This window comes from Cellulomonas phragmiteti (genome assembly GCF_016862775.1).
GTDB lineage: Bacteria > Actinomycetota > Actinomycetes > Actinomycetales > Cellulomonadaceae > Cellulomonas > Cellulomonas phragmiteti.
The window spans coordinates 1-19,455 of sequence record NZ_BONP01000035.1 but is presented as its reverse complement, the minus strand read 5'-3'; the positions used below and the strand labels follow the sequence as shown (position 1 = coordinate 19,455).

Sequence of the window (19,455 nt, the reverse complement as noted above, 5' to 3'; positions counted from 1 at the left end):
GCGCGGGTCGCGGCGGGAGGCCGCGGAGGCGGTCGGCCCGGTGTGAGATGAGCGTCACATCGAGTGTTGACAGCAGTCGTGACCGGCGTCGCCGCTGACCTGCGCGGTGACCCGATTTGTCGCCCACGACCTGGACAAATGTCCGATGAGTCGTTTCAATCCCGTTGGTGCGAACGGGTTTCGCATTCCCCCGACGGGGTTGCACAGTGGGACCACCGACGACGCGCCGCACACCAGCGGCGCTCAGCAACCGGCGCAGGACGAGGACGGGTCGCACCCGTCCCGGCGCCACCGCTCCCTCGGGAACCGCGGCCCCACCGGCCGCCCGCCGGACCCCCGTCCGGTCGTCCCGCTGCATCGCCGACGGCGTCGGGCAGCTCGTCCCCCCGTCAGGTCTGCACAGGAGAACCGTGTTCATCTTCATCCTGCAGCTCCGGCACATGTTCGAGGGCCAGAACGAGATCTACCTGTTCGCCGTCTTCTCGACCATCGTCTGGGCACTCTGGATCCTCAAGGTGGTGCTCTCGCGGCGCTACCGCCCGTTCACCGCCCCGCACCGGATCAGCACGAGCGTCGTCGTCCCCGTGGTCGACGAGCCGCTCGACCTCTTCCGGGACGTCCTGCACCGCATCGTCGAGCAGCAGCCCGACGAGGTCATCGTCGTCATCAACGGCGCGCCCAACCCGGGGCTCGAGGCCGTGTGCGACGAGTTCGGTCCCGTCGTGCAGCGCGTCCACACCCCGATCCCGGGCAAGCGCAACGCCGTCAAGATCGGCACCCAGATGTCGCGCGGCGACGTCACCGTGCTCGTCGACTCCGACACCGTGTGGACCGACGGCACGCTCGACGAGCTCGTCAAGCCGTTCGCCGACGCGTCGGTGGGCGGCGTCACGACGCGTCAGCGCATCCTCGAGCCCACCCGCTCGTGGATCACCCGCTGGGCGGACTGGCTCGAGAACACCCGCGCGCTCTACTCGATGCCCGCGCAGTCCGTGCTGGGGCAGGTGGGCTGCCTGCCCGGACGCACCATCGCGTTCCGCCGGCACATCCTCATGCAGGTCATGGACAAGTTCATGACCGAGAAGTTCCTCGGCGTGTTCCTCGAGGTGTCGGACGACCGCACCCTGACGAACCTCACGCTCAAGGCCGGCTACCGGACCGTGTACCAGCACACCAGCCTCGTCTACACCGACGCCCCGCTGGAGCTGCGCAAGCTCTACAAGCAGCAGCTGCGCTGGTCGCGCGGCAGCCAGTACAACACCCTGCGCATGCTGCCGTGGATGCTCGGCCACGCGCCCGTGCTGGCGATCTTCTTCCTCGTCGACATCATCCTGCCGTTCCTGCTCTTCGGGACCGTCGTCGGCTGGATCTACCGCGCGGTCTCCGGCACCGGCATCAACCTCTACCAGGCGATCCTGCAGACGACGACGGGCGTGCAGGGCGTCGCCTGGGTCGTCGGCCTCATGGTCGTGTCGTCCGTGCTGTCCATGGCGATCCGCCAGATCCGGCACCTGCAGGAGAAGCCCTCGGACTTCCTGCGGCTGCCCGTCTTCATCATCGTCTCGACCCTGTTCCTCATGCCCATCCGGATCATCGGGTTCTTCCGCATGGCGCACGTCGCCGGCTGGGGCACCCGGGCCGGTGCGTACGTCGCCGGGCAGAAGGACGCCTCCGACGACGACCTCATGGCCGAGCTCGAGGGCACCGCGCCCGGCTCCGCCCCCGTGGACGTCGTCGACCGGCCCGGGGTGCCCACGCAGGCCGGGCCCGCCGTGCCGCGCACGTCCGTGCTGCCCGGTGCGCAGCCGGCCGCGGGCGGCCGCGTGGCGCTGCGCACCGGGACCCGGGCCCGCGCGCAGGTGCAGGCCACCCCGGCGGCGCGCCGCCGCAACCCCCTCGTCCTCGTCCCCTACCTGATCGGGATCCTCATGTTCGCCCTCATGGCGGTGACCTATGTCTGAGCACACCTCGACCCACTGGTGGACCCTCAGCGGCCGCCTCGGACTCGTCGGCAAGCTGTCGGCCTTCGTCCTCGCCCTCGCGCTGGGCGTGGTCACCGGCCTCGTCTGGCTGTCGCCCTCGGGTGCGACACCCGGCCCCCTGAGGACGGAGGCCGAGAAGCAGCTCGAGCAGGAGAACGCCGACCTCGCGGCGGTCCTCGCCGACCGTGACGACGAGATCGCGAACCTGCGGGCCTCCCAGGAGAAGGCCGCCGCCGAGCGGGCCGCCGGCGCCGCCAGCGGCCAGGAGAAGGCCGCTGCCGAGAAGGCCGCCGCCGCGCAGAAGGCGGAGGCCGACAAGGCCGCCGGGCGGCAGCAGGGCCAGGAGAAGGCCGCTGCCGAGAAGGCCGCCGCCGCCGCGCGCGGCTCCGCCAAGGCCGCCGCCGAGCGTGCCGCCGCGCAGGCCCGGACCGACCAGAAGGCCGCGCTCGAGCGTCAGCTCGCCGAGGCCCGGGGTGCCGCCGAGGGCGCGGCGATCCGGGAGGCCACCGCGCGCTCCCAGGTGGAGTTCGCCCGTGCGGCCGCGGCCGCACGCGCCGAGGCCGCCCTGCCGGTCCGGCCGACGGCACCGGCCCGGGACGCACTCCTGCGCCCGGCCGACCGGTACTTCGGCCTCTACACGGCCCAGTCGCCGTTCTCGTGGGCCGAGCACGACGAGGTCGCGGCGACCGTCGGCGTCGAGCCGGACCTCGCCGGGTACTTCCAGGGCTGGGACACCCCGTTCCGTCCCGACGCGGTCACCCGCTCCTGGACCAAGGGCGTGCTGCCCATGGTCACGTGGGAGTCGCGGCCCATGGTGGCGTCCAACGGCCAGCCGAACGCCCCCGAGTACTCGCTGCCCCGCATCATCGACGGCGAGTTCGACGACTACCTGCGGCAGTACGCGCGGGACGTCGCCGAGCTCGGTCTGCCGGTCGCCATCCGGCTGAACCACGAGATGAACGGGTCCTGGTACCCCTGGTCGGAGCAGGGCATCAACGGGGCCCAGGTCAACGGCAACAACCGCGGCGACTTCGTCCGCATGTGGCGGCACGTGCACGAGATCTTCGAGGCCGAGGGCGCCAACGAGTACGCCCTGTGGGTCTGGGCCCCGAACATCGTCAACCGCCTGCCCAAGCTCAACCAGCCGCTCGCGTACACGCAGAGCCTGTACCCGGGTGACGCGTACGTCGACTGGGTCGGGCTGACCGGGTACTACCGCCCGCCGTACGACGCGGCGCAGACGCCCACCTTCGCGTGGACGTTCGACGCCTCGCTGGACCAGCTGCGTGCCATCACCGACAAGCCGATCATCCTCGCGGAGATCGGGGCGTCGGAGGCCGGCGGCAACAAGCCGGCCTGGGTGCGCGACCTGTTCCGCGCCCTCGCGCAGCCGCAGAACGCCGACGTCATCGGGTTCGTGTGGTTCCACCACACCGTCACGACGATCAGCGAGGGGCAGCGCGTCACCAACGACTGGCGCATCACCTCGCGCGACGACTCCCGGCAGGCGTTCGTCGACGGCATCGCCGACCCCTCCGCCGGCTTCGTCCCCGGCCCCTGACCCTCCTCACGCGAAGAAGAGACAGATGAGCACCCAGCGCACCACCCGGACCGCCCGCGCGGCGGCCACCACCCCGTCCGCGCCGCGGATCACCGTGTTCGGCACCGGCTACCTCGGCGCGACCCACGCCGTCGCGATGGCCGAGCTCGGGTTCGACGTCGTCGGCGTCGACGTCGACCAGTCCAAGGTCGACGCCCTCGCCGCCGGCAAGGTCCCGTTCTTCGAGCCCGGGCTGCCCGAGCTGCTCGAGAAGAACCTCGCCACCGGCCGCCTGCGGTTCACGACCGACGCCGCCTCGGCGGTCGCGGGCGCCGACGTGCACTTCGTGTGCGTCGGGACCCCGCAGCAGCGCACGTCGCACGCGGCGAACCTCGCGTACGTCGAGGACGCCACGCGCGTCATCGCGCAGCACCTCACCACCGACGCCGTCATCGTCGGCAAGTCGACCGTCCCGGTCGGCACCGCCGCCCGGCTGCGGGGGCTCGTCGCCGCGACGGCCCCGGCCGGTCTGGACGTCGAGCTCGTCTGGAACCCCGAGTTCCTGCGCGAGGGCAAGGCCGTCGGCGACACCCTGCACCCCGACCGCATCGTGCTCGGGGGCGCCTCGCCGCAGGCGGAGGCCGTGCTGCGCACCGTGTACGCGGCCCCCATCGCGGAGGGCTCGCCGGTCGTCCTGACCGACCTGCCGACCGCGGAGCTCGTCAAGGTCAGCGCCAACGCGTTCCTCGCGACCAAGATCTCGTTCATCAACGCGATCGCGGGCGTCTGCGAGGCCGCCGGGGCCGACGTCACGGTCCTGGCCGACGCGCTGGGGCACGACGTGCGCATCGGGCGGCAGTTCCTCGACGCCGGGCTGGGGTTCGGTGGCGGCTGCCTGCCCAAGGACATCCGGGCGCTCATGCACCGGGCCAACGAGCTCGGCGCGTACCGCGCGAGCGCGCTGCTGCAGCAGGTCGACGAGATCAACATGGGGCAGCGCGAGCGCGTCGTCGACCTCGCCCTCGAGGCGTGCGGCGGCTCGGTGCTCAACAAGCGCGTCGGCGTCCTCGGGGCGGCGTTCAAGCCGCTGACGGACGACGTGCGCGACTCGCCGGCCCTCAACGTCGCCGCCGCGCTGCACCTGCGCGGGGCGCAGGTCACGGTCTTCGACCCGGAGGCCGGCGACACCGCGCGCCGCGCCTTCCCGACCCTCGGCTACGGCACGAGCGTCGACGAGGCCGTGGAGGAGTGCGACGTGCTGCTCGTCCTCACCGAGTGGGACCAGTTCGTCGGTGCCGACCCGCAGCGCCTCGCGGGCCTGGCCCGGCACGCCCGCGTCATCGACGCGCGCGGCAAGCTCCCCGCGGCCGAGTGGCGCGCCGCGGGCTGGGAGTTCACGGGTCTGGGCCGTCTGACGGCCTGACCCCGCGGAGCCGCGGGCCGGTCGCCCGCCCCGCAGGGCGACCGGTCCGCTTCCGGGTGCGCGAGACTGCGATCCAGCCGCGCGCCCACCCCGAGGTGCCCCACCCACCCCCGAGGTACCCCACCCCCGAGCGTGAGAGTGCAATCCAGCCGCGCGCCCACCCCGTGTGCCCCACCCCGGGGTGTTCAACCCCGGCGTGAGAGTGCAATCCAGCCGCGCGACCACCCCGTGTGCCCCACCCCGGGCGTGAGAGTGCAATCCAGCCCGCCTGCCATCACAGGGGTGGGCTGGATTGCTCTCTCACGCCTTGGGTGGGCGGCTGGATTGCTCTCTCACGCCCCTGGGCGGCTGGATTCTGCTCTCGCGCCCCTTGGGGCGGCTGGATTGCTCTCTCGCGCCCTTGGGGGGGCGGCTGGATTGCTCTCTCGCGCCCTTGGGTGGGCGGGGGAGGGGTGTCGGGTCAGGCCTGGAGGGCCTGGGAGACGACGTCCTTGGCGGCCTCCTGCACCTGGGCGAGGTGCTCGGGGGAGACGAAGGACTCGGCGTAGATCTTGTAGACGTCCTCGGTGCCCGACGGCCGCGCGGCGAACCACGCGTTCTGCGTGGTCACCTTCAGGCCCCCGATGGCCGCGTCGTTGCCCGGCGCGCGCGTCAGCCTCGCGGTGATCGGCTCGCCGGCCAGCTCGGTCGCGGTCACCTGCTCCGGGGACAGCGCCGCGAGCGTCGCCTTCTGCTCGCGCGTGGCGACCGCGTCGACCCGCGCGTACGACGACGCCCCGAACCGCTCGACCAGCTCGGCGTGGTGCTGCGACGGGCTCCTGCCCGTCGTGGCGAGGATCTCCGAGGCCAGCAGCGCCGGCAGGATGCCGTCCTTGTCCGTCGTCCACACCGTGCCGTCCTTCCGCAGGAACGACGCCCCCGCGGACTCCTCCCCGCCGAACCCGACGGACCCGTCGATGAGCCCGGGCACGAACCACTTGAACCCGACCGGCACCTCCAGCAGGCGGCGGCCCAGCGACGCGGCGACGCGGTCGATGAGCGAGGACGACACGAGCGTCTTGCCGATCGCGGTGCCCGCCGGCCAGCCGGGGCGCGCCCCGCCGTACAGGTACGCGATCGCGACCGCCAGGTAGTGGTTGGGGTTCATCAGCCCGGCATCGGGCGTGACGATGCCGTGGCGGTCGGCGTCCGCGTCGTTGCCCGTGGCGATGTCGAACGGTGTGCTGCCGTCCGCGCCCGGCTGCATCCGCTGCAGCAGCGAGGCCATCGCGTATGGCGACGAGCAGTCCATGCGGATCTTGCCGTCCCAGTCGAGCGTCATGAACCCCCACCGGGGGTCGACCTCGGGGTTGACGACCGTCAGGTCGAGCCCGTAGCGCTCGCCGATCGCGCCCCAGTACTCCACGGCGGCACCGCCGAGCGGGTCGGCGCCGATCCGCACGCCCGCGCTGCGGATCGCGTCCAGGTCGAGGACGTTCTGCAGGTCGTCGACGTACGCCGTGAGGTAGTCGTGCTTGCGCGTGGTGTCCGCCGCGAGCGCCTGCTGGATGCTCACGCGGGGCACGTCGTGCCAGCCCGTGCGCAGGATCTCGTTGGCGCGGTCCGCGATCCAGCCCGTCGCCTCGGAGCCCGCGGGGCCGCCGTGCGGCGGGTTGTACTTGAAGCCGCCGTCGCGCGGCGGGTTGTGCGACGGGGTCACGACGATGCCGTCGGCCAGGCCCGGCCCCTGCGTCCGCACGCCCGCGGCCGTCGCGGCGCCGTTGTGCGTGAGGATCGCGAGCGACACCGCCGGGGTCGGGGTGTACGAGTCGCGGGCGTCGACGTGCACCTCGACGCCCGCCGCGGCGAGCACCTCCAGGGCCGTCGTGAACGCGGGCGCGGACAGCGCGTGCGTGTCGCGTCCGATGAACAGGGGGCCGTCGGTGCCCTGGCGGCGCCGGTACTCGACGATGGCGGCGGTGATCGCCACGATGTGCGCCTCGTTGAACGCGCCGTCGAGGGACGAGCCGCGGTGGCCGGACGTGCCGAACGCGACCCGCTGCGCCGGGTCGTCGAGGTCGGGCCGGCGGTCGTGGTACGCGGAGAGCAGGAGGTCGAGGTCGACGAGGTCGGAAGGCTGGGCGGGGGTGCCGGCGCGCGGATCCATACGGGTGATCCTCCCGCAGCCGACCCCCGCCGCGCACGTGCTCGGCCGCACGTCTCATGGGTCGGTAGGGTGCACGTATGGCCAAGAACACGCCCGACTTCGTGCTGCGCCCGTTCGAGGGGCTCCCCGGTGAGCCGGACTGGGTCGCGCTGCGCGAGCTCGTGCCCGCGGCGACCGCGACCGCCCGCACCACCGCCGAGCACGGCGCCCGCGACGTGGTCGTCACCACCGTGCTGCCCAACAGCTGGGCCGCGCTGCACCGGACCGACGGGGTCGTGCTCGTCGCGCTGCAGACCGGCACCAGCTCCGGGGACGCGAGCCGCGACGTCGCCACCGCGCTGCTCCTGGCGCTCGACGCCGAGCCCGGCACGGCGATCGAGACCATCGGCCTGCCGACCCCGGGCCCGCGCCTGCAGGACGTGCTCGACCTGAGCGTGCCCTTCGAGGTCACCGTGCAGGAGAGCTTCTCCTACTGGCTCGACCCGAGCACCGACGTCACCCCCGACCTGCAGGCCGCCCTCGAGGAGGCCGACGCCGGGATCGTCGACACCCGCCGCGTCGCCGCCGCCGAGTCCGCGTACTGGTGCCGCATGGGCGCCCGCGAGTACCTGCGCTGGGCGCAGCCGGCCGACGAGCAGGTCGTGCTCGACGGCCTGTCCCGGCTGCACGCCCGCCGCGAGTCCGGGTTCGACGGCGCCAAGTTCATCGGCTACTTCCGCGCCGCCGGCATCGTCGTGCCCGTGTGGGAGCTGGCGCGCGGCTCGGAGGCCGAGGACATCGAGACGCCGGTCGCCGACTTCGCCCCCCGGCTCGCGGCCGCGATGGCCGACGAGACGCCCCTCGACGCGAACGCCCGCCGGGCGCGCGCCGGTCTCGTGGCCCGGCAGGTGACGCTGCGCTGAGGCGTGACGGGTGCGGGGTGGGACGTCTCACCCCGCACTCGTGAGGCGACCTGTCACCTGCGGTCGATAGGGTGGGGCCCGTGACCAGCACGGGGAGCGAGGCCGTCGGACGGGTGGCCCATGCGACCCCTGACGCGGCCGCGCCCGGTCCGTCCGCCGCGACCGTCGAGCGCGCCGCCCGCGCCGCACGCGGGCACAAGCAGCGCCAGCGCGTCGCGGTCATCATCCCGGCCAAGGACGAGTCCCGGCGCATCGCCGCGACGGTGCGCTCGGCGCGCGCGATCCCGCACGTCGACCTCGTGCTCGTCGTCGACGACGGGTCCGAGGACAACACGCAGCACGTCGCGCGCGAGGCCGGCGCGGTCGTCGTGCGGCACTCCCACAACCGCGGCAAGGCCGCCGCGATGGAGACGGGCGCCGCGGTCGTCGCGATGCGCGACGCCCCGGACCGGCCGCCCCGGCACCTGCTGTTCATCGACGGCGACCTGGCCGACACGGCCGTCAACACCGCGCCGCTCGTGCCGCCCGTCCTGGAGGGCATCGCGGACCTGACCATCGCGCTCCTGCCGCCGCAGCCCGGTGCCGGCGGGCGCGGGATCGTCGTGGGGGCCGCCCGCCGCGCGATCGCGTCGATGACGGGGTGGACGCCCACGCAGCCGCTGTCCGGCATGCGCTGCCTGACCCGCGAGGCGTTCGAGGCCGCGACGCCGCTGGCGCGCGGCTGGGGCGTCGAGGCGGGCATGACGATCGACCTGCTGCGCCTGGGGTTCCGGGTGCTGGAGGTGCCGTGCGAGCTGCGGCACCGGCCGTCGGGCACGGACCTCAAGGGGCAGCTGCACCGCGCGGCGCAGTACCGCGACGTGCAGCTCGCGGTGAACGCGCGCCGGGCGCGCGCCGCGGCGTCGAACGTCAGGCAGACGATCTCGCCGCGGGAGCAGCGCCCGGGTCGCTGACCCCGCTGCCGTCGTCGGCCGGTGCGCCGAGGCGCCACTGTGCCGCCGCGGCCACGAGGCACGGCACCGCCAGCGCGATGCCCGTGGCGGGCACCACGATGCCCGAGTCGTTCATGAGGAACCCGATGGTCAGCGCCGCGCCCGTCGCGGCGACCGCGGGCCGCAGCAGCGGCACCGCGCTCTGCAGGCCGGCGAGCGGGGAGCCCGCCCCGAGCAGCCCGCCCCGGCGGGCCCGCGGCCCCGCCAGCACCAGCCACGTCAGGGCGACCCCGCCGATCGCGGGCACCAGGTAGCGCCACGACGTCAGCACCCGCAGGTTCACCGACACCTTGCGCCACACGACGTCCCACAGCCCGCCCTCGAGCACGGTGTCGAGGAACCGTCCCAGGTGGGTGCGGTCAGCGGCGGGGCGCATCCAGTCGAGCAGGGCGAACCCCAGGACCACGGCGGCCCCGACCACCCCGACGAGCAGCACGAACCGCCAGGACACCCGGCGCCCGCTGACCGCGACGGCGACCATGGCGAACGCCAGGATGATCGACGGCGGGCCGCCGAAGTCCGCCCCCCACGCCGGTGCGCCGTTGACCACGACGAGGACGACCCCGAGGACCACGACGGCCGCGACGGCGAGCCGGCGGCGCCCGGCGCGCAGCAGCCGGTCCGCGAGCACCACCGCGAGCAGCACCCCGCCGGCGGTGATGAGCGCGAACGCCTGGTTGCTCATGCCGTAGAACCGCGCGGCCATGATCCGGTGCGCGCCCATGGGCGAGTCGATGACGAGGGTCGAGCCCGTGACCGCGTCGACGGCCAGGGTGACGACCGTGACCCCGGCGACGAGGCCGGCGGGGCCCAGCACGTGCCGGCGCCACGGACCCGCGAGCGCCGCGGCGGTGATCACCGCGATCCACCCCAGGAGCGCGAGCCAGAACCCGGTGACCGGCCGGTCGGCGCGCCACCACGGCACGAGGCCGACGAGGAACGACGCCACGGGCGTGGCTCCGAGCGCCAGCGCACCGACCTGCAGCACGCGCAGCGCGGGGCGCAGCGGTCGGCGGTCGGCGCGTCCCCGGGTGACCAGCACGATCGCGGCGGCGACGAACAGCACGGCCTGCGCGAGGACCAGACGGGCGGAGAACGACCCCGAGACGCGGGTGATCGACGCGGCCTCCTGCTGCACGTCGAGGAGCCGGGCGACGCGCGCGCTGCCGGTGGCGGCCCCGGGCGCCGGGACGATCTGCGCACCGGGCAGCGCGGGGGCCTCGTCCTGCAGCTCGAGCAGCGTCAGCAGCGTCGGTGTCACGTCGGTGACCTGCACGACGCCGGGCTGGCGGGTCGACCCGGAGGTGAGCTGGCTCGCGGCGTACGGCTCGCCGAGCGGCCGCGGCCCGGTGGCGACGGCCACCTGCAGGGCGGCGCGACCGGAGTCCGCCAGCGACACCAGCAGGACCGTGGCGTCGTACCCGGCCAGGCCGTCGAGGACCGCGTCGACGCGCGCGTCGACGGTGACGGCCTGCTGCGCGCGCGTCGGCTCGACGATGGCGCCCGAGTCGGGCAGGTCGTCGTCGGCGCCGCCCAGGCCGGGCAGCTCGGACTCCGGCACCGCGGTGGGTGCGGCCGTCGGCAGGCGGGCGACGGTCGCGTAGCCGGGGTTGCGGATGACGCCCGCGTCGACGACGAGCAGGTCGGAGGAGTCGGCGGCGCCGCGGACGGCCCGCGCGAGCGCCCGCGGCTCGACGGGGACCCGCAGGTGGGTGCCGACGGGCCGCCCGTCGGAGCCGGCGAGGGCGACGGCCGCGCCGGGGCCGATCCCGGTCGCCTCGGTGCCGGTGGCGGCGAGCAGGTCGCCCAGCATGCCGGGGCGGGCGCCGTAGGACTCGGCGGCCGCGGACGCCAGGTAGTCGGCCCAGCCGGGGACCTCGCCCGTCTCGCCGGGGTCGCGCAGCGTGCGGCACGAGCCGTCCTCGGCCTCGAGGTCGGCCGACCGGTTGCCGGCGGAGACGGCGAGCCAGCCGTCGGCCGGGCAGGAGCGGGCCCGCACCGAGCGCGCCGCGACCGTCGCGACGGCCCCCTCGCGCGACAGGCCCCACAGCGCGGGCGTCGTCAGCGTCCCGAGGTCGTCCCAGCGCAGACCGGTGACGCCGACCAGGACGACAGGTCCGGGCACCCGCTCGGGGACGGCGGGGTCGAGCGCCTGGGCGGGTGCGCCCAGCAGCACCGCGAGCGCGGCGAGCAGGGCAGCGGCGAGCGCGCGCAGGGACCGGGGCACCGCCCCAGGGTACGGGCGCGCACTAGGCTCGGCGGGGCCGTGTGCGCGGCCCCGCCGCGCGCGGTCCCCGTCGTGGGCCGGTCGGGGCGGCGACGTCGACGGGCCGGGCGGCCCGGGCGGGGAGGGTCGGTGACCGTGCTGCGCTACGCGTACCTGGGGCCTGCGGGCACGTTCACGGAGGAGGCGCTGCGGCAGGTCGCGTCGCCCGACGAGGCCGTCTACCTGCCGCAGACGGACGTCGGGTCGGCCATCGCCGCCGTGCGCTCCGGTGCTGCGGACCGGGCGGTCGTGGCGATCGAGTCGACCGCCGAGGGCGGCGTCACCGCGACGCTCGACTCGCTGGCCACCGGTGCGCCTCTCGTGCTGCTGCGCGAGGTGCTGGTCCCCGTGCAGTTCACGCTGGTCGCGCCCGCCGGGGTGCCCCTGGGCGGCGTGCGGCGCATCGCGGCCCACCCGCACGCGTGGGTGCAGTGCCGGCGCTGGCTCGCGGCGCACCTGCCCGCCGCCGTGCACGTCCCGGCGACGAGCAACACCGCACCCGCCGCGCTGCTGGCCGAGGCGGCCGGGGACGCGGCGGCGGTGGCGGCGCTGCCGTTCGACGCCGCCCTCGTGCCGCCCGCGGCCGTGGGCACGTACGGGCTCGAGCCGCTCGCGGAGCGGGTCGCCGACAACCCGTCGGCGCTGACGCGCTTCGTCGTCGTGGGCCCGCCGGGACCTGTGCCCCCGCCGACGGGCGCCGACAAGACGACGCTCGTCGTGCACCTGCCCGACAACGAGGCGGGGGCGCTGCTCGCGATGCTCGAGCAGTTCGCCGTGCGGGGCGTCAACCTGTCCCGCATCGAGTCCCGGCCCATCGGGGACGCGCTCGGACGCTACTCGTTCTCGATCGACGCCGAGGGGCACGTGACCGACGAGCGCATGGGGGAGGTCCTCATGGGGCTGCACCGCCGGTGCCCGTACGTGCGGTTCCTGGGGTCGTACCCGCGGGCCGACGCGGTCGCGCCGCTGGTGCACCTGGGCACGTCGGACCAGGACTTCGTCGAGGCACGGGCGTGGCTGGCGCGGCTGCGCGGCGGCGACCCCGCCTGACGCGCGGGTCGGGCGGGCCCGGGGGGCCCCGGCGTCAGCGTGCGACGCGCACGACCAGGGCGCCGGGGTCGACGCGGGCCGTGATCTCGCTCGAGCGGCCGACGATGTCGCCGTCGACCTGGACGTGCTCGCCCCCGGGCACGACGATCTTGACCTTGCGGGCGCGCGCGTGGTCGATGCGCCCGATCTTCGCGGCCGACTCGTTGCGCACGCCGATGCCCTGCAGCACGACCTCGCCGAACAGCTGCGCCCAGCCGGCGATCCCCCCGCGGGTGTCGATCGACGCGATGTCGAGCACGCCGTCGTCGAGGACCGCGTCGGGCAGCAGCGTGATGCCGCCGGGCAGCTTGCCGCAGTTGCCGATGAGCAGGCTGCGCGAGCGCAGCTGCTGCACGGGCCGGTCGTCCAGCGTGAGGCGGATCCGCAGCCGCCGGCCGTGCAGGTGGCGCACACCGGCCATGAAGTAGGCGATCCACCCGACCTTCGCCTTGAGCTGGTCGTCGGTGTCGGCGACCATCGCGGCGTCGAACCCGAGCCCGGCGATGACGAGGAAGATGTGGTCGCGGGGGATGTCGGTGTCGGCGGGCAGGTCGTCGGCGGCCTCGGCGATGTCGTCGTCGACCTGCGACTCCCACCGCTCGACCCGCAGCCAGCCCACGTCGATCCGCTTGTCGGTGCCGTCCAGCGCGAGCTGCAGCGCCGCGAGGGGGTCGCTGATCGGCACGTCGAGGTTGCGGGCCAGCAGGTTGCCCGTGCCCAGCGGCATCAGGCCCATGGGCACGTCCGTCCCGGCGAGGGCCTCGGCGACCGCGCGGACGGTGCCGTCGCCGCCGACGGCGACGACGAGGTCCGCCCCGGCCTCGACGGCCGACCGCGCCTGACCCACGCCCGGGTCCTCGACGGTCGTCTCGAGCCACATCGGCTCCGGCAGGTACTGCTCCGCGGCGGCCTTGCGGACGGCCGCGCGCAGCTGCGCGACGTCGGGCTTCGACGGGTTGGCGACGAACGCCACGAGCTGCCCCTTGGGCTTCTCCACGGCGGCACCGGGCGCGTCCGACGGCTGCTCGATCCGGGCCGTCAGCCGGCGCTGCTGCTGCCAGACCCACAGGCCCAGACCGACGGCGACGAGCGCCAGGACACCAGCGACCACCGCGACCCACGCGACCCATGACATGCCGCGCAATCTACGGGTGCGCAGCCCCGGCCGCAGGTCGGACGGCGGCGCGGGGGCGCTGGGCGTCGACGGGAATGCGATGGCGGGGGTCGGTAGGGTCGGGGGGTGATCGATCTCCAGCTGCTGCGCCAGGACCCCGACGCCGTGCGAGCCAGCCAGGTGGCGCGCGGCGAGGACCCGCACCTCGTGGACGAGGTGCTCGACGCGGACGCGCGTCGCCGCTCCGCGCTGACGGAGTTCGAGACGCTGCGGGCGGAGCAGAAGTCCCTCGGCAAGCGGGTCGCGCAGGCGTCGGGCGACGAGAAGCAGGCGCTGCTCGCGCACACCAAGGAGGTCGCGGCCCGGGTCAAGGCGCTGCAGGCCGACGCGTCCGAGGCGGAGGCGCGCGCGCTCGAGCTGACCCGCAGCATCGGCAACGTCATCGAGGACGGCGTGCCCGGCGGCGGCGAGGACGACTACGTGGTGCTCGAGCACGTCGGCACGCCCCGGGACCTCGCGGCCGAGTACGGGCCGGACTTCGTCGTCAAGGATCACCTCGACCTCGGCGAGGGCCTGCGCGCGATCGACACCGAGCGCGGTGCCAAGGTCTCGGGCTCGCGGTTCTACTTCCTCACCGGCATCGGCGCCCGGCTCGAGCTCGCGCTGCTCAACGCCGCGATGGACCTGGCGCTGCGGCACGGGTTCGTCCCGACGATCACGCCGACGCTCGTCAAGCCCGAGATCATGGCCGGCACCGGGTTCCTCGGGGCCCACGCCGACGAGGTCTACCGGCTCGAGGCGGACGACCTGTACCTCGTCGGGACGAGCGAGGTCGCGCTGGCCGGGTACCACCAGGGGGAGATCCTCGACCTGGCGGACGGCCCTCTGCGGTACGCGGGGTGGAGCGCCTGCTACCGGCGCGAGGCCGGCTCGTACGGCAAGGACACCCGCGGCATCATCCGCGTGCACCAGTTCCACAAGGTCGAGGCGTTCGTCTGGACGCGCCCCGACGACGCGTACGACGAGCACCGCCGCATCCTGTCGTGGGAGAAGGAGATGCTCGCGCTCGCGGACCTGCCGTACCGGGTCATCGACACCGCGGCCGGCGACCTCGGGTCGAGCGCTGCGCGCAAGTTCGACTGCGAGGCGTGGCTGCCCAGCCAGCAGCGCTGGATGGAGGTGACGTCGACCTCCAACTGCACCACCTTCCAGGCGCGGCGCCTGGGCGTGCGCGAGCGGACCGAGGACGGCATGCGGACCGTCGCCACCCTCAACGGCACCCTTGCCACGACGCGCTGGATCGTCGCGCTCCTGGAGAACCACCAGCAGGCCGACGGGTCGGTGCGGGTCCCCGAGGGCCTGCGGCCCTACCTGGGCGGCCTCGAGGTCCTGGAGCCGGTCCGGTGAGCCGCACCCGGATGGTCGCGCTCGACGTCGACGGCACGCTCATGTCGTACGGCGGCGTGATCAGCGAGGAGGTGCGGGCGGGGGTCACGGCGCTCGTCGACTCCGGCCGGCACGTGGTGCTCGCCACGGGCCGCTCCGCGCACTCGGCGGTGGAGGTCGCGCTGGACCTCGGGCTGACGCACGGCTGGGTCGTGTGCTCCAACGGCGCCGTCACGGCCCGGCTCGACCCCGAGCACGACGCGGGCTACACGCTGGAGCGGACGGTGACGTTCGATCCCGGCCCGGCGCTGCGCGCGATCGCCCTGGAGATCCCCGACGCGCTCTTCGCCGTCGAGGACCTCAGCGTCGGCTTCCTCGTGTCCGCCCCGTTCCCGGCGGGCGAGATCACCGGGCAGCAGACCCTCGTGCCGTTCGAGCGGCTCGCGTCGGCGCCCGCGACGCGCGTCGTCATCCGCGCACCCGAGAGCACGCCCGAGGAGTTCCACGCCCTCGTGGAGCGCGTCGGGCTGCACGAGGTGACGTACGCGGTCGGGTGGAGCGCGTGGCTGGACCTCACGCCCGGCGGGGTGTCCAAGGCGAGCGCGCTGGAGGAGGTGCGCCGGGAGCTGGGTGTCGAGCCGTACGAGACGCTCGCGCTCGGCGACGGCGAGAACGACGTCGAGATGCTGCGCTGGGCGGCCTGCGGCGTGGCCATGGGTCACGCCAACGACGTCGTGCGCGCGGCAGCCGACGAGGTTACGGGCACGATCGACGACGACGGCGCCGTCGCCGTGCTGCGGCGGGTCCTGGCCTGACCGCAGGCCACGGGGTGTCTCGGCGGTCCGCGGCGATGTGACCGGATCGTGACCGGTTCGCGTGCGTTTCTGTGTTGCAGGCGTTGCGCAAAAGGTCTTGCATCGACAGCAGGCGCCCCGGACGGGGCGTACCACTGCACCACGAGGACGTGGAGGTCCATGATGCGGATCCAGAAGAGGCGCGGTCTTGCGCTCGTCGCCTCCGTCGCCGGGCTCGGCCTGGTGCTCACGGCCTGCGCCGACGGCAACGACGACACCGGGGGTGGCGGGGGCGACGCGGTCGCCGACGTCGACTGCGCCGACTTCGAGCAGTACGGCGACCTGTCGGGCACCACCGTCACGGTGTACACGTCGATCGTCGACCCCGAGGCCGAGGAGCAGCGCGCTTCCTACGTGCCGTTCACGGAGTGCACCGGCGCGGAGATCTCCTACGAGGGCTCGCGCGAGTTCGAGGCCCAGCTGCCCGTGCGGCTCGAGGCCGGCAACCCGCCCGACATCGCGTACATCCCGCAGCCCGGGTTCCTGCGCTCGCTGGTCGAGGACTTCCCGGACGCGGTCGTGCCCGCCGGTGACGCCGTCGTCGCCAACGCCGAGGAGTACTACACCGAGGGCTGGGTCGAGTACGGCACCGTCGACGGCACGCTGTACGCCACGCCGCTGGGCGCCAACGTGAAGTCGTTCGTCTGGTACTCCCCGGGCGCGTTCGAGGAGAACGGCTACGAGATCCCCACGACGTGGCAGGGGCTGCTGGACCTCACCGACCAGATGGTCGCCGACCATCCCGACATCAAGCCGTGGTGCGCGGGCATCGAGTCCGGTGACGCGACCGGCTGGCCGGCCACCGACTGGCTCGAGGACGTCGTCCTGCGCACCGCCGGCCCCGACGTCTACGACCAGTGGGTGACCCACGAGATCCCGTTCGACGACCCGCAGATCGTCGCGGCGCTCGAGGAGGTCGGTGGCATCCTGCAGAACGAGGACTACGTCAACGGCGGCCTCGGCAACGTCGCGTCGATCGCGACCGCCCCGTGGAACGAGTCCGGCAACGGCATCCCCGACGGCACGTGCTTCCTGCACCGGGCGGCGAACTTCTACCAGGCCAACTGGGACGAGTCGCTGACGGTTGCCGAGGACGGCGACGTCTACGCCTTCTACCTGCCGGGCGTCTCCGAGGACGACCGCCCGCTGCTGGGCGGCGGCGAGTTCGTCACCGCGTTCTCGGACCGCGAGGAGGTGCAGGCCTTCCACGCGTACCTGTCGAGCCCGCAGTGGGCCAACGCCAAGGCCGAGGTCACCGGTCAGGGCTGGATCAGCGCCAACAACGGCCTGGACGAGGGGCTGCTGCAGTCGCCCATCGACCAGCTCTCGTTCGACCTGCTGACCGACGACGAGTACACGTTCCGCTTCGACGGGTCGGACCAGATGCCCGGCGCGATCGGGGCCGGTGCGTTCTGGCGGGAGATGACCGCGTGGATCAGCCCCGGTCAGGACGCGCAGACGACCCTGTCGAACATCGAGTCCGCTTGGGCCGGCATGTGACGTAGGCAGTGCCATGTGGTGGGGGTCGCCGTTCTCGGTGGCCCCCACCACGCCGTCCGTACCCGCTGACGACCCGGCGACGGGCGTCACGACGAGGGGATGACCACCGTGGAGTGGCTGCTCCGCCCGGACTCGACACCTGAGAAGCTCCTGCTGATGGTCCTGGCCATCGTGCTGTTCATCGTGGTGATGGGCGCGATCCTGCTGGGGATCGACCGCCTCAAGCGGGCCCCCACCTGGGCCGTCGTGCTGGGGTTCCTGGGCCCGACCCTGCTGTTCCTGGGGTTCGGCCTGCTGTACCCGGGTCTGCGGACCGTCTGGGGATCGTTCCGGGACGCGCGCGGGCGCGAGTTCGTCGGCCTCGACAACTACGTCACCGCGTTCACCGAGGGCCAGTTCCAGATCGTCCTGCGCAACACCGCGCTGTGGGTCGTGCTCGTGCCGCTCGCGGCCACGATGTTCGGCCTGGTCTACGCGGTGCTGGTCGACCGCACGCGGTTCGAGTACGTGGCCAAGACGCTGATCTTCCTACCGATGGCGATCTCGCTGGTCGGCGCGTCGATCATCTGGAAGTTCGTCTACGAGTACAAGCCCGACCAGGGCAACGTGCAGCAGACGGGCCTGCTCAACCAGCTGCTGGTGTGGCTGGGCATGGAGCCGCAGCAGTTCCTGCTCAGCCAACCGTGGAACAACCTGTTCCTCATCGTCGTCATGGTGTGGATCCAGGCCGGCTTCGCGATGACGGTGCTGTCGGCGGCCGTCAAGGCGATCCCGGACGACATCATCGAGGCCGCGCGCCTGGACGGCCTGCACGGCCTGTCGATGTTCCGGTTCATCACCGTGCCCTCGATCCGGCCGGCGCTCGTCGTCGTGGTGACCACGATCGCGATGGCCACGCTGAAGGTCTTCGACATCGTGCGGACCATGACGGGCGGCAACTTCAACACGTCCGTCGTGGCGTACGAGTTCTACACGCAGACCTTCGTCTCGCGGAACCAGGGGCTGGGCGCCGCGCTGGCGGTCATCCTCTTCGTCCTCGTGATCCCGATCATCGCGTACAACGTGCGGCAGCTGAAGCTCGCGGAGGAGATCCGATGACCGCCATCCCGCCGACGACGCTCACCGACCCGGCCCAGAACGACACGCGTCGTCGTCCGCCGCGCCTGACCCGGGCCGAGAAGGCCGCGATCGCAGCCAAGGGCCGGCTCAGCTCGCCATGGGCGTCGGGCATCGCGATCGCCCTGGCGATCCTGTGGACCGTTCCCACGTTCGGTCTGCTCGTCACGTCGTTCCGCCCGCGGGCGGACATCCGCACCACCGGCTGGTGGACGTTCTTCTCCGACCCGCTGGTGACGCTGGAGAACTACACCGAGGTGCTGTTCGGGTCGTCGACCAGCTTCGCGACGTTCTTCGTCAACTCGGTCGTCATCACCCTGCCGGCCGTGTTCATCCCGATCTCGCTGGCGCTGCTCGCCGCGTACGCGTTCGCGTGGATCGACTTCCGGGGCCGGGACCTGCTGTTCGTCGCGGTGTTCGCGCTGCAGGTCGTGCCGATCCAGGTGACGCTCCTGCCGCTGCTCACCCAGTACGTGTCGTGGGGGCTCGCCGGGTCGTTCTGGGTCGTGTGGCTGTCGCACTCGATCTTCGCGCTGCCGCTGGCGATCTACCTGCTGCACAACTTCATGAAGGACATCCCGGCCTCGCTCGTCGAGGCGGCGCGCGTCGACGGCGCGGGCCACGTCACGGTGTTCTTCCGGGTGCTGCTGCCGCTGCTGACCCCCGCCATCGCGTCCTTCGGGATCTTCCAGTTCCTCTGGGTGTGGAACGACCTGCTGGTCGCCCTGGTGTTCGTCGGCGGGACGACGGACGTGGCTCCTCTGACCGTGCGCATCGCCGAGCTGGCCGGCACGCGCGGCTCGCAGTGGCACCTGCTGTCGGCGGGTGCGTTCATCGCGATGATCGTGCCGCTCATCGTGTTCCTCGCCCTGCAGCGCTACTTCGTCCGCGGCCTCCTGGCCGGCTCCGTCAAGGGCTGACCCCACCCCCCGCCCCCCTCACCCGCGAGAGAGCAATCCAGCCCGTCCACCCCACCCCCTCCACCCGCGAGAGAGCAATCCAGCCCGTCCGCCCCACCCCCTCCACCCGCGAGAGAGCAATCCAGCCCGTCCGCCCCACCCCCTTCGCCCGCGAGAGAGCAATCCACCCCGCCGCGGGCAGTACGCGCGGCGCACGTCGTGGAGGGCAGGGAGCTGGATTGCTCT

The 19,455-nt window shown here is 73.5% G+C and carries 14 protein-coding genes; 11 read left to right on the top strand and 3 right to left on the bottom strand.

Annotated elements, in window-relative coordinates; genetic code table 11:
• Positions 1-410 precede the first annotated feature (410 nt).
• Genes Cph01nite_RS17705 through Cph01nite_RS17695 form a run of 3 tightly spaced genes read left to right on the top strand, consistent with a single transcriptional unit; the run spans position 411 to position 4,945 of the window.
• Positions 411-1,961, top strand: coding sequence for a glycosyltransferase (locus Cph01nite_RS17705; protein WP_203676116.1), 1,551 nt, complete (start codon positions 411-413; stop codon positions 1,959-1,961).
• On the top strand, positions 1,954-3,543 hold the full coding sequence (locus Cph01nite_RS17700) for a glycoside hydrolase family 26 protein (RefSeq protein ID WP_203676109.1): 1,590 nt from the start codon (positions 1,954-1,956) through the stop codon (positions 3,541-3,543). The genes Cph01nite_RS17705 and Cph01nite_RS17700 overlap by 8 nt, the downstream gene beginning before the upstream one ends.
• Before the next feature lie 25 nt (positions 3,544-3,568).
• Positions 3,569-4,945, top strand: coding sequence for a UDP-glucose dehydrogenase family protein (locus Cph01nite_RS17695; RefSeq protein ID WP_203676108.1), 1,377 nt, complete (start codon positions 3,569-3,571; stop codon positions 4,943-4,945).
• A 460-nt stretch (positions 4,946-5,405) separates the two neighbouring features.
• Here Cph01nite_RS17695 and pgm read toward each other — a convergent pair whose 3' ends face one another.
• Positions 5,406-7,091 (bottom strand): phosphoglucomutase (alpha-D-glucose-1,6-bisphosphate-dependent), encoded by a 1,686-nt coding sequence (pgm, locus tag Cph01nite_RS17690; RefSeq protein WP_203676107.1) that lies wholly within the window; start codon positions 7,089-7,091, stop codon positions 5,406-5,408.
• Positions 7,092-7,168: 77 nt separating this feature from the next.
• Here pgm and Cph01nite_RS17685 point away from each other — a divergent pair, with 77 nt between their 5' ends.
• Both Cph01nite_RS17685 and Cph01nite_RS17680 read left to right on the top strand, forming a co-directional pair.
• Positions 7,169-7,993: a DUF5926 family protein gene (locus Cph01nite_RS17685; RefSeq protein ID WP_203676106.1), complete on the top strand. Its 825-nt coding sequence runs from the start codon at positions 7,169-7,171 to the stop codon at positions 7,991-7,993.
• An 80-nt stretch (positions 7,994-8,073) separates the two neighbouring features.
• Positions 8,074-8,946 (top strand): glycosyltransferase family 2 protein, encoded by an 873-nt coding sequence (locus tag Cph01nite_RS17680; protein WP_203676104.1) that lies wholly within the window; start codon positions 8,074-8,076, stop codon positions 8,944-8,946.
• Here the strand turns inward: Cph01nite_RS17680 and Cph01nite_RS17675 are convergent.
• Positions 8,903-11,212, bottom strand: a complete 2,310-nt coding sequence (locus tag Cph01nite_RS17675; RefSeq protein WP_203676103.1) for a hypothetical protein — start codon at positions 11,210-11,212, stop codon at positions 8,903-8,905. The genes Cph01nite_RS17680 and Cph01nite_RS17675 overlap by 44 nt on opposite strands.
• Before the next feature lie 138 nt (positions 11,213-11,350).
• On the opposite strand from Cph01nite_RS17675, the gene pheA reads away from it, so the two are divergent.
• Positions 11,351-12,301: a prephenate dehydratase gene (pheA, locus tag Cph01nite_RS17670; protein WP_203676142.1), complete on the top strand. Its 951-nt coding sequence runs from the start codon at positions 11,351-11,353 to the stop codon at positions 12,299-12,301.
• A 34-nt stretch (positions 12,302-12,335) separates the two neighbouring features.
• Here the strand turns inward: pheA and Cph01nite_RS17665 are convergent, their stop codons facing one another.
• The gene (locus tag Cph01nite_RS17665; RefSeq protein ID WP_203676102.1) at positions 12,336-13,475 is read right to left on the bottom strand and encodes a diacylglycerol/lipid kinase family protein; all 1,140 of its coding nucleotides are present in this window, start codon (positions 13,473-13,475) and stop codon (positions 12,336-12,338) included.
• Between the two features lie 105 nt (positions 13,476-13,580).
• Here Cph01nite_RS17665 and serS point away from each other — a divergent pair, with 105 nt between their 5' ends.
• The 5 genes from serS to Cph01nite_RS17640 all read left to right on the top strand — a co-directional run bounded on the left by serS (position 13,581) and on the right by Cph01nite_RS17640 (position 19,230).
• On the top strand, positions 13,581-14,861 hold the full coding sequence (serS, locus tag Cph01nite_RS17660) for a serine--tRNA ligase (RefSeq protein ID WP_203676101.1): 1,281 nt from the start codon (positions 13,581-13,583) through the stop codon (positions 14,859-14,861).
• Positions 14,858-15,655 carry an HAD family hydrolase gene (locus tag Cph01nite_RS17655; protein WP_203676100.1) on the top strand — a complete coding sequence of 266 codons (798 nt, stop codon included), beginning with the start codon at positions 14,858-14,860 and terminating at the stop codon, positions 15,653-15,655. The genes serS and Cph01nite_RS17655 overlap by 4 nt, the downstream gene beginning before the upstream one ends.
• 159 nt (positions 15,656-15,814) lie before the next feature.
• Positions 15,815-17,194: an ABC transporter substrate-binding protein gene (locus tag Cph01nite_RS17650; protein ID WP_203676092.1), complete on the top strand. Its 1,380-nt coding sequence runs from the start codon at positions 15,815-15,817 to the stop codon at positions 17,192-17,194.
• A 99-nt stretch (positions 17,195-17,293) separates the two neighbouring features.
• Positions 17,294-18,292, top strand: coding sequence for a carbohydrate ABC transporter permease (locus tag Cph01nite_RS17645; RefSeq protein WP_239069348.1), 999 nt, complete (start codon positions 17,294-17,296; stop codon positions 18,290-18,292).
• Positions 18,289-19,230 (top strand): carbohydrate ABC transporter permease, encoded by a 942-nt coding sequence (locus Cph01nite_RS17640; protein WP_203676090.1) that lies wholly within the window; start codon positions 18,289-18,291, stop codon positions 19,228-19,230. Before Cph01nite_RS17645 ends, Cph01nite_RS17640 begins: the two co-directional genes overlap by 4 nt.
• Positions 19,231-19,455: the final 225 nt, after the last annotated feature.